This is a genomic window from Candidatus Endolissoclinum faulkneri L2 (genome assembly GCF_000319385.1).
Lineage (GTDB): Bacteria > Pseudomonadota > Alphaproteobacteria > Thalassobaculales > Thalassobaculaceae > Thalassobaculum > Thalassobaculum faulkneri.
In genome coordinates, this window is the sequence record NC_019566.1 from 858236 (window position 1) to 874291 (window position 16056).

The following is a 16056-nucleotide window of genomic DNA, read 5'->3' on the forward strand; positions in this document are numbered from 1 at the left end:
ATATATTCTTTAGCGTATTCAGTAGTATCTATCAGAACTGTCAATTATCAATCTCGTAGTACAACTTTTATTATAAAGTAATAACAAGATTAACAAAAATTAAAATAATTACGTCTCTTTTCTCAAATGAAAAATAACTTCATTTAATATAACAATAATAACCATTAATTGTTTTAAGTATTAAAGCAACATTTAAAACTTTATAATTCATATTAGATTACAGTTTATTTATAATAGTTTATTTTATCTTAGCTAGATTTAAAATTTAATTTTGTTCACGAATTAGCTAACTAATTATTATACACAGAATAATAATTGCGTTTATATAGACTTTTATCTAAAAATACTGGAATAATTAAAATTTTCCTAATTGTTATAATTTATTTTATAATTCGTTCACCCCTAATTAGATACACTATAATTACTAATAAACAGAATATATTAATGTTGTATATTAATATATGAGGTTATTGTGTCTCACGCTAAATTTATTCATCTTCGTGTACATTCAGCATATTCTATGGCTGAAGGAGCGATTCATCTCAGCGAGATTGTAAAACTTGCCAAGCAAAATGCTATGCCAGCTGTCGCCATAACGGATACTAGCAATATGTTTGGAGCATTGGAATTTTCTGTAACAGCTTCTAACCAAGGCGTACAGCCAATAATAGGAGTACAGCTTAACATTCGCCGAACAATAGATACGGAATTAGCAGGCCTGTATGAAGTCAGCAATTGTAATAATTTACCAGACCAACTACCGTTGATTGCCCAAAACGAAACCGGCTATTCTAATTTAATGAATCTGGTAAGTCAGGCCTTTCTCAATACTACAGGAAATGACACTCCGCTGATTTCCCTTGATGAAATGGAAGGACGTACCGATGGTGTGATTGCACTAACAGGAGGCATAAAAGGTAGTTTAGGTCGCTTACTATTAGCTAAAGAAGGCAAAAGCAAAGCGGAGGCTATACTTACACGTTTAGAGACACTTTTTCCTAATAGACTTTACATCGAGCTGCAGCGCCATTTCATTGAAGAAGAACGCCAAATAGAAAAGTATCTGATTAATTTAGCATATGCTCGTAATCTTCCTTTGGTAGCTACCAACGACGTATTCTTTGCTGACCAAGATATGTATGAAGCACAAGATGTTCTTCTATGTATAGCACAAGGCACAACAATTAGCGATTTAAAACGCTGGCAAATTACTCCACATCATCGCTTCAAAAGCGCTGAGGAAATGCATCAACTATTTGTTGATTTACCAGAAGCAATTAATAATACTCTAGTAATCGCAAGACGCTGCGCGGTAATGTCGGAGAAGACTGCACCCATACTACCACGATTTGAAACGAAAGATGATAGAACTGAAGCGGAGGAGTTACGCATACAAGCGAGTGATGGTCTAGAAAACCGCTTAAATGCTTATGTTTATACTCCAGAAATGAATGCTACTAATCGAGAAAAAATAGCAATTCCTTACCGCAAGCGACTCAATATGGAATTAACGATTATCGAACAAATGGGATTCCCAGGGTATTTTCTTATCGTATCGGACTTCATAAAATGGGCTAAGTCAAAAAAGATCCCTGTTGGTCCTGGACGCGGGTCAGGAGCAAGTTCACTCGTTGCTTATTCTTTACTAATTACTGACTTAAACCCGTTGCGGTGGGGATTACTATTTGAGCGCTTCCTTAATCCAGAACGCGTATCAATGCCAGACTTTGATATCGACTTCTGCCAAGATCGTCGTGATGAAGTAATTCACTATGTGCAGAAAAAATATGGCCGAGAATGTGTTGCACAAATTATCACTTTTGGGAAACTTCAAGCTCGTGCAGCTTTACGCGACGTCGGACGTGTACTTGAAATCCCTTATAGCCGGGTAAATCATATTTGCAAGTTAGTACCAAACAATCCTAATAATCCAGTCACCTTGAAACAAGCACTGCAAAATGAAAAAGAACTTCAAGCGCAAAGTGCAGATGATATAAATGTCGCTAATTTGATTAAGATTGCTCTAAAGTTGGAAGGACTATATCGCAATGCATCTACGCATGCTGCTGGCATAGTAATAGGCAACAAGCCGTTAAACAATCTAGTACCTCTCTATCGTGATCCACGCTCAGATATGTTAGTTACCCAGTTTAACATGAAATGGATAGAGCAAGCTGGTCTTGTAAAGTTTGATTTTTTAGGTTTGAAGACTCTAACGGTACTCAAGTTAGCCGTTGACCTATTAAAAGAGCGAAGAGTAGAAATCGACCTATCTCAAATTCCTCTTAACGATAAACACACTTATTCTATATTAACCAAGGGCGATAGCATTGGCGTATTTCAATTAGAAAGTTCAGGAATGCGCGATGTGTTACGCCGCATGCGTCCTGATAGGTTTGAAGACATCGTTGCGCTAGTTGCCTTGTATCGACCTGGACCAATGGCAAACATAGAAAAATATATCGCCTGTAAGCACGGCGAGGAACAGCCAGATTACATGCATCCTATTTTGGAGCCAGTACTTAAGGAAACTTTTGGCATAATGATTTATCAAGAGCAAGTTCAACAAGCTGCTCAGCTACTCTCTGGCTATACCCTCGGTGCTGCAGACTTGTTACGTCGAGCCATGAGTAAAAAGATTAAGGAAGAAATGGATGCTCAACGTGATAAATTTATTAGGGGAGCAACTGCAAATGGAGTAAGAAAAAACCAGTCTAACCGTATTTTTGATCAAATCGCTGCTTTTGCAGGATACGGTTTTAACAAATCTCATGCCGTGGCTTATGCTATGATTAGTTACCAAACTGCTTATCTAAAAGCTAATTATCCAGTTGAGTTTCTAGCAGCATCAATGACCTATGAAATTAATAATACAGATAAACTAAACGTATTGCGTCAAGAATTAAACAATCTTAATATAAAATTACTGCCTCCAGACATTAATAGGTCACGCGAGAATTTTTCAGTCGAAAAGCTTGAAGATGATAGATATGGTATTCGTTATGCTCTTGCTGCAATAAAAAACGTTGGTATTTCAGCGATGAAATTACTAGTGTATTTACGAGACAAAGACGGACCCTTCAAAAATATAGTAGATTTTGTTTATCGTATTAACCCCAATCAAGTAAACAAGCGTCTTATGGAAAATTTAATCCGCGCCGGAACTTTTGATGAACTACATAACAATCGTGCAGAATTATTTGAGAATATTAATACCATTATGCTACGCCTAAACTTAGCAGCAAATGAGCGAAATTCTGAGCAAATAAGTCTTTTTAGCATCGAAAAAGATTGGGCATTGCAACAGCAAATTTTACCTAAAAGCAGACCAGACTGGCCAAGCATGGATCGATTACGGGAAGAATTTGCTGCACTCGGATTTTATCTCTCAGCTAATCCGTTAGATTCTTATGCACAAAATTTAACTAAGATGAAAGTGACCTCTTCTAGCGAAGCATATTCAGAGACTCTCTGTAGAGGTGGAAAGACACAACTGACGATGGCTGGAATAGTCATTGGTAGACAAATCCGCACTTCTAAGTTTGGCAAACATTTCGCAAACATACAATTTACTGATAGTAAAGGTTTATTTGAGTTAATCATGTTTTCAAAGCTACTTGGTACATCACAAGATTTATTAGATTCAGGAGAACCACTACTGATTCATACTAACGCAAGAATTAAAGACAACAAGTTGCAACTATCAGCCTCCTCAATAAAACTACTAAATCAGGTAATGGAACAGATAACATCCGGAATAGAAATTTTTCTCAGTAACAGTTCATCTCTAAAACAGATCAAGCAGTTGATACAAAAAGAAGTAAAGGGATCTGGGCGTGTCTATATTATTATCCAAACTAGCCGCGGTAACGTACGCATCAAATTACCAGAAAGTTATCACGCGTCCAGCGAACTGCTTAACGTTATTAAAGATATGTCGGGCATCAAACATACAGCGGATCTTTCATCAAACAATATCGATTGTCATCGCTAATTTTTTAATTAAAAAATTAACCTGTAACTTGACCAGTTTTCTTGATATGTAAAATAAACTTTTACCAAACTAAATTTGATTTTTTAAATTATCTAGAACAATAGCCTTATTTAGCTATAACAATATAACAAAATTTAAATAAAGCAATAATTTGCTTGCTTAAATAGTTTAACGTACAACCAACATATGACAATTGGATTGATGCTATACAACATCATCCCATAATCATATTATGATAGATAGTATCAGTGAAAAAACAACTAAAGATTTCAATAGTTAACTTAGACAGAATTTATTTTACCAAACAATTCATTAACTACTAATGTAAAGTATATTAGCAATTAATTAGTAAACATCAATAACATTATGATTAGAAAACGTAAAATGATTCTACGAAATTGCCCTTTTATTAATCTAAGATTTTGATATTAAGCAAAGTTGCATACAAACTGCCATTATACTGTATTCATGAGGTAATAAAAATTAACATGAATATTATCAAATTCCATAAAACAATGTATAGACAATTAAAATTACGTTGCTTATATAAGTAAATAAGGCATAATAAACGGAAAATTATTTATTAATTGAGTTCTTCCTAAACTTGATAGCTCAATTATAAGTAATCATTGTTTATTTACTTCATAACTAACTAGCTCAATAGGCTTGAGTAAATCCGAATGAATGTGTGGTACTGCATTTAAGTCATAATATCTTAGTCAAGTAATAAAACTTATTTTTAAAATTAAATTAATATCAAGGTAAAAACCAAAATTATCATCTCTCACTTTCAAACGATTAACTCAAAGTGCAGTATATTATTATGAGTAGCAGCAAAAAATTTAAAAAGCACTGTCAACGGCAAATATTAAGATATTTAATGCTAAAATTATGACAAAAACAACTACTTCATTGTTATAATAAAGATTATCGTCATGCTAAAAATTTAGCATATCTGATTAAATTAGTAGCAATAATTGATTATAAAAATTTGCTAAGTTATTTAGCGATTACTTGCTTGTGCTGTCATCCAAATTATCAAGATAGACCTGCTCTTAATTATTGATTAATTTTTTAGTTGGCTATCCTAGAATGATAGCGTACACGAGCCGCAGCGCCTAATGCTTCAAATATAACTCTACTAACAGGATCAGCAATAGCATTATATTCTGCATGCCACTGCACTCCAATAGCAAAACTAGGAGCATCAGCAATTGCAATTGCCTCAATCGTATCGTCGGCTGCCACACCATTAACAATTACTCGATCGCCAGGCCGCATAATTGCTTGGCCATGTAGTGAATTAGTTACAATGTTTTCAGTGCCAAGCATAGTAGCAATCTTCCCGCCGGGGGTTAAACGTACTTTTTCTCGCAAAGCAAAGATAATTTCTGGGTCTTTGCAATTCTTAGGCATACGATGACGGTGTTTTCCTGGTATATTGCCAATCTCTGGATGAAGTGAGCCTCCAAAAGCAACGTTCATTTCCTGAATTCCGCGACATAGGCCAAGAATTGGAATCCCCCGTTCTACGCAGTTTCGTACCATTGGTAAGGCTACTTGATCACGACCAAGATCCATTTGACCATGCTGCTCTGTCCATTCCTCGCCGTAGTAATGAGGGTGTACATTTGCTCGACCTCCGGTTAGTACAACTCCATCCAAGACTGCCAATAAATCATCAATGTCCAAAGCATCTGGCATAGAGGGTATTAAAAGTGGCGTGCAGTTAGCCACAACAGCAACTGCCTCAATGCTAAGCTGGCTAACCAGCTGAGTCTCAATTACCCCTTCGGCTACAAAGTGGTTGCATTGAATGCCGATCACAGGCCGCGCCATGTGGTCTCCTTTAAAATTAAGTAAGAGAGCAATAAACATCCGTTTCTTTGGCTTTAAATCCAAGACCTCCAAAACAGAATAAAAAACTGCTTAAAAAAAGTACCATTAGAATTTAAGTATATCACCCTAAAGATTTCGTATTATCCAATCGAATAGCTATTTTAAAGTTGATACGATCAACCAAAATTTCTAGTGTCACTTCGCAACAATAAACTTAATATACATCCATATATACAATAAAGATACGCAAAAGGCATTCAAAATACTCCAAGAATAGATAATTTCTCTCAAACCCTTTGAGGGAGTTTGGTCTAAAACTTTTATCGAGCCATCATTTATCTTTAAGCGTATTCTCCTAATTACTTATCAAAACATTTTTAATTATCTTATTTCACAATAAGCCTAATTAATACTAATTATTAATCAAGATAATTTTATTTAAATAAGTAATTAAAAAAAAGAAAAATAATATAATAGCTTTCTATCGCGCAAAGAAGATACTTTTTGACTAATAATTAATTAATTGATTGACTTAAGATTTATATTATCGCTTCTTTTATAGCTTTATCTAGTATGCGCTATTCGAATATTTTTATTCTGACGTAATGGAATTCTTCAGATAATACAATGCATATTCTTTAATAAGGCATAACCTGAGATACACAGTAAATCTATCCACGTAGTAGAATACAGGATACAATCTAGCGTTTATCACTTTATTAATCATTAGATAAAAAAGTAACAAAATAGTGTTAAGCAAAAATTATCATCATACCAAACGATAAACCAGATTAAAATCTAATTATAGTGCAATTCATAATGGATAAATAAAAAAATAATTTTAAAAAGTTAATGATTACACTAAACAAATAAAATATAATCTATTGTTTCTAACATCTTTTATAGTAATACAATTTATTAGGTGCATAAATTAAAAATCTAACCAGGAAAATGATTAAAAACTGCTAAGTATAATCTTCTAAACTAAAATTAAAAACATGAATTCTCAGAGCTTATTTGATTAAATCAATCAATACTGTCGCATAATTAGTCAATAATTCAACTAAAAGATAAGATTAGACCAAATAATTCAACTTTATTATCCATAAGTTATATTTTTCCTCGGCCGTAGTTTAACATCTTAAAAAGAATCCTCTGTAGATCTAGCATTAGAATACAAAAATATCTAAAAAACCTACAGTAAAATACTTATCCCAAAGTGATAAGTATTACAACAAGTTACTATGCTAATAATTTTTATCTTTCGGTCATTAACAACTCATCAGAGTTAAATAGTTTTTATTAGGCAGAATACTTTTTTAATATTAACTTAAAAACTAGGATAACTGTTTTTATACGCTAAATTATTTAATTATTTTGCTAAATGCTTGTTCGATTTATTAAAAACAAATAATTTCAATATTACGCTAGTGAAACTATTATTTGCCTAGATTTAATATATAGCATACTGCTTAAAAGTAATAATTCATTTACTTAACATATAGCTAACAAGTACGTCCTAGTATAAAAACGCCAATAACACAACAAAATTTTTCATAAAAATCAATACTTAACGTAAAATATCTACTATAATTTAGTAAGAAAACTTTTCAGCTATGCACTCTTAATATTTAATAATGCATTATTTAATATTGTATTAAAAAAAAGCATATGAGATATATATAAAAATAAATAACTAAAAACTATGATCTAAAATAGTTTATTCTAGTCCGAATCTTAAAAGATGCTTTCCTTTTATTGTTTAATTCATATAAGAAGCGTTTATTTCATTTTGAACAATTTTTAAAATTAATTTTAGTAAATTTGATTTACTTTTTTAAATCGATACCTCCGATCAATTTGATAAAATTGTAAATCACAGCAACAAATTTATTGCTGTATTAGAGCAATTAGCTATATCACTAATTCATCTTCAGATGAAGACAATTATTTTCTGGTCGCAAAATACAAGCAAAATATTAAATTTATACCAAAATATTTTTAAAGTTTTAGCAGTCATTGTTAACGATCTGTGACTCAATGATGTAGAATTATCATTCTACAGCTTAATCCTAAGTCAAGCCTATTATATAACAACAGTCAATGTTAAGATGATAGCTTTTTAAGCTGGTAATTTCGATTGATGATCTTGCCCGGATAATAAGATTATTTTTCTTGGCCATCATTATATCGCCAAGCTTAGTAGTTAACTACATTCAAGATAAACTTCGTTTCATAACTAAATACTAGCATACTTTAAAAAAATTATTAAGGATTAATACGCTAAATGATATCAAAAACTATCGACTGTTGGATCTTCGATATGGATAATACACTATATTCTCCACGATCTAACCTTTTCATACAAATTTCGGATAAAATGACTGAATTTATTCAAGGGAAATTTGATTTAGAGTTTACAGTAGCTAGCGATTTACAGGAGGATTTATTCAAGCGTTACGGTACTACTTTACGCGGTTTAATGATGGAATATAATATTGATCCATTGTCTTTCTTGGAATTTGTGCACAATATCGATGTTAACTCTATCGATCCAGCGCCGGAGCTGGAAGAATTATTAGCGCAGCTGCCGGGTCGTAAGGTTATTTATTCCAATGGATCGGCAGATCATTGTGCACGGGTAACAAAAAGACTAGGCGTCGACCACCATTTTGACCATGTTTATGATATAGTTGCCTCTGATTATTCGCCTAAACCTAATCCAGCACCTTATGACAGGCTAATTAGCTTGCTAAGCATTGATCCTAAACGCACAGTAATGATCGAAGATATAGCCAACAATCTAAAACCGGCTGCAGATCTTGGGATGACTACGGTTTGGCTAGAAAATGATTTCAACTGGGCTAAAGCAGGTTCCGATCAACCGTACGTACAAAACGTAGCCAAAGATATAATTAGCTTTTTGCGAGACGTAGTAAAGAGAGGAAAATAACTGATGTAAACATTGCGCTACCAGCATTCTATACTAACTAAATGTAGTATACTAAGAAAATGTATAATTTTAAACTGTTAACAAAAATTAAAAATTATGAATACTGCTGTACAACTTGTTATCGACACTGCGTGGGAAAACCGAGATAGCATAAACACCTCTACCAAGGGTGAAGTGCGTGAAGCCGTCGAAATCGTCTTAGAGAAACTAGATGCTGGCTTAATTCGCACTGCCCAACCTAAGGGTAACCACCAGTGGGCTGTTAATCATTGGATCAAGAAAGCGCTATTACTATTTTTCCTGCTAAACGATATGGAATTGGTCTCTGGTGGTCCGGAGGATATAAAACATGGAAAATCCTTATGGTGGGATAAAGTGCCGTTAAAATTCGCTGGATGGAATAAACAAAGATTCCGCGATGCCTCCTTCCGTGCAGTTCCACACTGTGTAGTACGCTATTCTGCGCATATCGCTTCAGGTGTAATCTTAATGCCATGTTTTGTCAATGTTGGCGCTTTTATCGATCATAGTACCATGATTGATGCTTGGGCTACCGTTGGTTCCTGTGCTCAAATTGGCAAAAACGTGCATATATCCGGCGGCGCTGGTATCGGTGGTGTAATTGAACCTATACAAACCAATCCAGTTATTATTGAAGATAATTGTTTTATCGGCGCTCGCAGCGAAGTTGTTGAAGGTGTGATCGTTGAGGAAGGTGCAGTACTTTCTATGGGAGTTTTTCTTTCTCAATCTACTCGCATCGTCAACCGGAATACAGGAGAAGTTCATATAGGTCGTGTACCTGCTTATTCAGTTGTAGTACCTGGATCAATGCCAGGCAAATTGTTACCTAATGACATGCAGGGTCCTTCGCTTTCTTGCGCTGTAATCATTAAAAATGTGGATGCTCAGACTAGGTCAAAGACATCGATTAATGATTTACTCCGTTACTGATTTCTATGAAAAAATTTATATGTTAACTCCTGTCCATATCATTACATCGTTCTCAAACTGTCTTGATCCTGTTAAAATTGCCGCAGATTTAATACGCTGCCCCAGCGTCACTCCTGAAGAAGGAGGTGCTATAGATTTATTACAATCTTTGCTAGAACCGATGGAATTCATATGTCATCGATTACATTTTGAAGAATATGGAACACATAAAATTGAAAACCTTTATGCACGTAAAGGCAACACTGCACCCCATTTCTGCTTTGCAGGACATATAGACGTTGTGCCAGTTGGTGATTTATCATCTTGGACCGTAAAACCATTTGACGGTATCATCGCTAAAGATCAGCTTTGGGGTAGAGGTGCTGCAGATATGAAAGGGGCAATTGGTGCCTTCGTCGCTGCAGTTGATAGATATCTAGCTTATTATGGTGGAAAGCGAGGGTCAATCAGCTTGTTGATCAGTGGTGACGAGGAATGCCAGGCTATTAATGGCACCGCTAAGGTCATTAATTGGATGAAAAATAACGGCGAGATTCCTGACATGTGTATCTTGGGAGAACCAACTAACCATACGATTATGGGGGATATGATAAAAATTGGCCGTCGTGGCTCATTTACAGGACGTCTTACTTTACATGGCATCCAAGGCCACGTCGCTTATCCACACCTAACAAGTAATCCAGTACACCAACTAATTCGTTTATTTACACCGTTCATTAACAATAACTTAGACCGAGGTACAGTAAACTTTCCACCAACCACTCTATCAATAACAACAATTGATGTAGGTAATGTAGCCAATAATGTTATTCCAGCGAAAGCACAAGCTACCTTTAACGTACGCTTTAATGATAGCTATTCGTCTGAATCGCTTAACCTCATGTTTCGTAAGTTTTTTGATAAGCAGGATATGTCTTACACACTTAAAACCGAATGTTCCCGTGAAAGCTTTCTTACAGAACCTGGGGCACTATCCGAGTTAATATCAGACAGCATATTTGTGATTACAGGCAGACGTCCAGAGCTAAGCACAACTGGTGGTACATCAGATGCTAGTTTCATTAAAAGACTATGCCCAGTGGTAGAATTTGGTTTAGTCGGCCAAACTATGCATAAGGTTGACGAGCACGTGTCCGTAGCTGATATTTATACCTTACAAGACATTTACTTCACTGTATTAAAATGCACTCTTGGCTAATGGTAATACAATTAGATATCGCTGATCACTTATAATTTTTACCAAAAACAGCTATTACTAATTTAGTCTGCAGTGAATTACAGTAATTTGCTAAATTTTAGCACTGTAAATACTATAGCATATTCAATTTATTAATCCTTCAATAACTAATAAGCATCTTAGCTATTATCAATGGCTAAGATGATATCAATACGAAATACGTACACTATCAAATTTCGCTGCCCATTCGGAGGTTGCCTAATGCTTATAACTATTAAATGTTTTCTAAAAAACATTTAATAGTTAAGAAACAATAGAGAACTTTAAGTTGATTAAAATATGATAGCATATTCCCATATCTCTTTTATTATTAAATAATATAACTAAAATTATGGTTCGTTATAATTATGTTAAATTAATGCTTTAGAAGAAGAAGATTAGTTTTACACTTGACTCAGATGCAACATGAATATTATCAAAAAATTATCTTATGGTAATTATACCTAATTATTTTTATAAAAGAAAATGAGTACATATCTATATAAAGATGGTACAACGGTGGATTGTCTAGACACCATCTTTGAATATAACTCGTTTATCAAATTCATGATAATTTATCTTTCTACAAATTAAGTAATACATGAAGTATGGCAGTAATAATTGTATATAGTAAATATATTGCTTTATTTGAAATGTTGTTTTGGTTTTAGCAGTGATAAACAGTCAATAAGATAATATTATTATTTTTTTTTGTTTGATTTCATGCTAGTGGATAGCTTTTTAAGAAAAAATTTATAAAGATGTACTGGAGAGTGTTTTTAAATCTTATGCAGTAAGTAAATTATTAATCAAATAAAAATATCACTATACAGTGATATTACTAATGCCTTGTTTTTATAAGTATAATTAGTTTTATTAAATAAAATTTATATATTTATTTTTAACTAAATAAAGAGATAAGTATCATTCTAAGTAAGTTTTTTTATTAGCAGACAATAAGCGTATAGATGTTACTTTTTAGAGAAAGTTTATTTTTTTAACAAAAAACTGTAATTTTAAATAAAAGAAATAAATCTTTGATTTTATCAAATAAACGCCACATCAAATAAATAATACATATACAAACTAAGCTAATTAAACAAATAATAATTGTATTATTATATCATTGAGTTCAATGTCAAGCTAATCAATCATTAAACTACTAAAATATTAATTTTAATCTGTTGGTATAGAAGTTATCAACTTTTATTAGTAATATTTAATTTATTATGCATTAGTGATTAGAACATACTTACATATCTCTCCTCAAAACTCTATAAGAATCCTTTTGCTAAAAGGAAATTTTACTGCTTTATTGCATCCTTTAAAATAGTTTTAAAGGATGCAATAAAGCAAAGAAAACATACAACAAAACTACCTAGCGGTTTGATTTAATATTTATAATCTATAAAATAGGCGAGGGGTATAAAGAGGCTAAAGCCTCTTCGATGGCCGCGATAACTTTATTGTTGCTATCAATTATATTATATCCGCCAGCCGCCTGAGCCATGTCAAGACGTCCACCCCCTCCCTTACCACCGATAGCAAATGAAGCAGCTCGAACTAGATCGATTGCGCTAAAACGATCAACTAAATCATTAGTAACAGCAACTACCAGTGAGGATTTACCATTATTATTACTAATAATAGCAACAACTCCAGAGCCAATTTGTTGCTTAAGACCATCGGCGATACTTTTTAATTCACAAGCTGGAACAGCATCCAACAACCTTATAGTGAAGGTAATTCCGCAGACATTTTTAGTAATACCACCACCAAAAGCTAATTGCTTTCTGCTTTTAACTAAATCACGTTTAAGCTGATGAACCTCTTGGATTAAAGCATGAGTGCGAGCAGGTAATTTTTCCGGAGTACTTTTTAATTCAGCTGCAACCTTTGTAATAATTTTTTCGTGAGAATTGATCCAATTTAACGCACCCATGGCAGTAACTGCCTCAATTCGTCGTACACCAGCAGAGATAGCCATTTCAGAAATGATCTTTACTATACCTATATCGCCTGTTCTTTTCACATGAATTCCACCACAGCATTCTACTGACCAAGCAAACCTGTTATCTGATTCAATCTTTCCTCCCATAGAGACGACGCGAACTTTTTCGCCATACTTTTTGCCAAATAGTACTGTGCTTCCCTCAGTGAGGGCTGATTCTAATGTCATTTGACGTGTAATTACAGAAGAATTCTGAAATACTCGGCGATTAACCTCACTCTCTATCCATAACAGATCACCATTAGTGATAGCAGTAGGTTGAGTAAAATCAAAACGTATACGATCAGGTGTTACTAACGAGCCTTTTTGAGCAACTTCACAGCCAAGCCTTCTACGTAAAGCCTCATGCAACAAATGAGTGGCAGAATGGTTAGCACGTACTCGATCACGTCGATCAATATCGACCAGCATTTCCACCGAGTCACCAATCTTAATTATTCCACTATTACTTATAGCAACATGAACAAAAAGATCACCAAATTTTTTCTTAGTATCCGTGACGGTTAGAGTTGCTCCACTGGAAGTGCGCATAATACCGGTATCACCAATCTGGCCTCCGCTTTCTGCATAAAACGAGGTCTGATTTACGACAACCAAAACATCAATGCCTGAGTGTATACTGCTAACCTGCTTGTTGTCGACGATCAATGAGCAAATCACAGCATTTATTGAGGTCTTATCATAACCTAAAAATTTGGTTGCACCGACATCTTTACGGACCTGAGACCAGATAAGATCTGGTGCAGCCTCGACTAAACCAAACCAGGATTTACGAGCAGCAGCACGCTGACCTGCCATAGCCAGATCAAAACCAGCCTGATCCAAAGATCTGCCTTGACCACGCAAAATATCACTGGTCAGATCTAGAGGAAATCCATATGTATCATATAATTTAAAAGCAAATTCACCACTTAGAGGCTGACCAAAGCCAAGCTTATTGGTCTCATCAGATAAGAGGCTTAAGCCGCGATCCAAAGTCTCCTTAAACTTGATCTCTTCCATTTTAATAGTTTCAGTAGCCAAAGCTGATGCGCGTACTAATTCAGGAAATGCTTCACCCATATCTTTCACAATTGTTGACACCAAACGATACATGATTGGATCGGTACAACCCATAATATGTATATGACGCATCGCTCTGCGCATAATTCGGCGCAAAACATAGCCACGACCTTCACTTGAAGGCAACACACCGTCAGCAATTAAGAAAATGCTAGCCCGCAAATGATCAGCAATTATGCGGTGAGATACCTTAAATTTGCCATCCGGATCTGCACCAGAAATATCTGCAGAAGCTTCGATAATATGGCGCATTGTATCGATTTCATAGTTGTCATGCTTTCCTTGCAATACCGCAGTAATACGTTCCAACCCCATACCGGTATCAATCGATGGTCGAGGTAAATCAACACGCTCTTCTTGCGAAACTTGTTCATACTGCATAAAAACTAAATTCCATATTTCTATAAATCTATCTCCATTTCCATTAGACCTACCAGGCAAATCACCAGAGAAAGAAGGTCCATGATCAAAGAATATCTCTGAGCATGGACCGCATGGACCGGTATCACCCATTGCCCAAAAATTATCTGATGTCGGGATGCAAATAATTTTTTGCTCCGGCAAGCCAGTTATTTTGTTCCAGAGCTTAGCTGCTTCGTCATCTTCAGCATATACAGTCGCCAATAATTTATCCTTGGACAAGCCTAATTCGTTAGTTATCATTTTCCAAGCATACTCGATAGCTTCAGCTTTAAAATAATCACCAAAAGAAAAGTTACCTAACATCTCGAAAAACGTATGATGACGCGCCGTATAACCAACATTATCCAAGTCGTTATGTTTGCCTCCGGCACGCATGCATTTTTGTGAGGTAGTCACTCTCGTATACTCACTAGTTTCCTCGCCAGTAAACAAGCTCTTGAATTGAATCATACCTGAATTAGTAAACATCAGCGTTGAATCATTGTGAGGAACGAGCGAGCTGGAAGCAACCTCTAAATGTTGGTGATGATTGAAATAATCGAGAAAAGCTCGGCGTATGTCCTTACTCGTTGCCATAACGTATCTCCAAATACTTAGCTATCTTTCGACATATTAAAATATGCAAAACGACCTCGTCAAAATTGCTGAATTATAAAAGCAAATTACTAGGCACTGCCATAAATTATTTAATAATTAACAAATTATCTTTTATTGTTCGTTAACAATAAATACTTCTTTAAACAATTTATTAATTGTTCAGTAGAAGTTTTTTAATGTAAAGTAAAATTATTAATATGATTAACCCTTAGTAAACATTTTTATTTTTAATCAAGGTGCGTAGGTAAAAGAGGAAAATATATCTTACAAACGACTAGGAATCTTATTAAAAGTATAGTCCTACTCATAGTAAAAAAGCGATTAGACGTGCGTGTAAAAAAGCAATCTATATAGAGAAATTTAATACTTGTATTAAATTTCTCGGCACAGCCTAGATTATTAGTTAAATTAGATAATTTTTTTTAATTGTCCTACGATACGTAGGAGAATAATTTCTTGTAAATTAGTTATCAACTAAAAGATTAAATTTATTAAACGATACTAAAAATTATCATTCTATTTACGAAATAGAAAAATAGTGAAGTGCCATTAGCTTAATCAGGCCAAAATGTAATATTACGACAACCATAACTAGTCCATTTTACAAAAATTTATTTCATCAAATATATACCTTAGTATAAGTAATAACTATTAATATCATCTAAACTAATGCTATATAATTTATTAATTGTAAATTATATATTTATAGGATTTTTATATCTATAAACAAGCTAATCGTTAGTTGATGATATTTAAATTTTGCTAATTAGTTCAATAATGAACTAAATATTAGCTTAAATTAAATATAATTAACTGTACGTAGAGCTTTTTCAATGGAAAATGACTAACTAAGATAGTTTCTAATTTAGTTAATAGTGTAACTGTTTACTTAAATAATAAACTAAAATATATTTAGTATTCCTTTATAATTTTATGCTAACGACATTTTTAATTAAATTTTATTTAATCGCAATAAGTAACCCAATGATAATATTTATTGTATAAAT

The 16056-nt window shown here is 33.9% G+C and carries 6 protein-coding genes; 4 read left to right on the forward strand and 2 right to left on the reverse strand.

Annotated features, from left to right (window positions below; all coding sequences use genetic code 11):
* Positions 1 to 472 precede the first annotated feature (472 nt).
* Positions 473 to 3994, forward strand: a complete 3522-nt coding sequence (dnaE, locus tag A1OE_RS02620; RefSeq protein ID WP_148276840.1) for a DNA polymerase III subunit alpha — start codon at positions 473 to 475, stop codon at positions 3992 to 3994.
* 1074 nt (positions 3995 to 5068) lie between these two features.
* Here dnaE and A1OE_RS02625 read toward each other — a convergent pair.
* Positions 5069 to 5833, reverse strand: coding sequence for a gamma-glutamyl-gamma-aminobutyrate hydrolase family protein (locus tag A1OE_RS02625; protein ID WP_044283260.1), 765 nt, complete (start codon positions 5831 to 5833; stop codon positions 5069 to 5071).
* Positions 5834 to 8120: 2287 nt separating this feature from the next.
* Between A1OE_RS02625 and A1OE_RS02630 the strand changes: the two genes are divergently transcribed.
* The 3 genes from A1OE_RS02630 (at position 8121) to dapE (ending at position 10938) form a co-directional block, all read left to right on the forward strand.
* Complete coding sequence (locus A1OE_RS02630) at positions 8121 to 8786, forward strand: pyrimidine 5'-nucleotidase (RefSeq protein ID WP_015088621.1); 666 nt, start codon at positions 8121 to 8123, stop codon at positions 8784 to 8786.
* Between the two features lie 93 nt (positions 8787 to 8879).
* Entirely contained in the window at positions 8880 to 9740 is an 861-nt protein-coding gene (dapD, locus tag A1OE_RS02635) for a 2,3,4,5-tetrahydropyridine-2,6-dicarboxylate N-succinyltransferase (RefSeq protein ID WP_044283261.1), read from the forward strand.
* Positions 9721 to 10938, forward strand: a complete 1218-nt coding sequence (gene dapE, locus A1OE_RS02640) for a succinyl-diaminopimelate desuccinylase (RefSeq protein WP_320408554.1) — start codon at positions 9721 to 9723, stop codon at positions 10936 to 10938. The genes dapD and dapE overlap by 20 nt, the downstream gene beginning before the upstream one ends.
* 1423 nt (positions 10939 to 12361) lie before the next feature.
* Here the strand turns inward: dapE and alaS are convergent.
* Positions 12362 to 15028, reverse strand: coding sequence for an alanine--tRNA ligase (alaS, locus tag A1OE_RS02645; protein WP_015088625.1), 2667 nt, complete (start codon positions 15026 to 15028; stop codon positions 12362 to 12364).
* Positions 15029 to 16056 lie beyond the last annotated feature (1028 nt).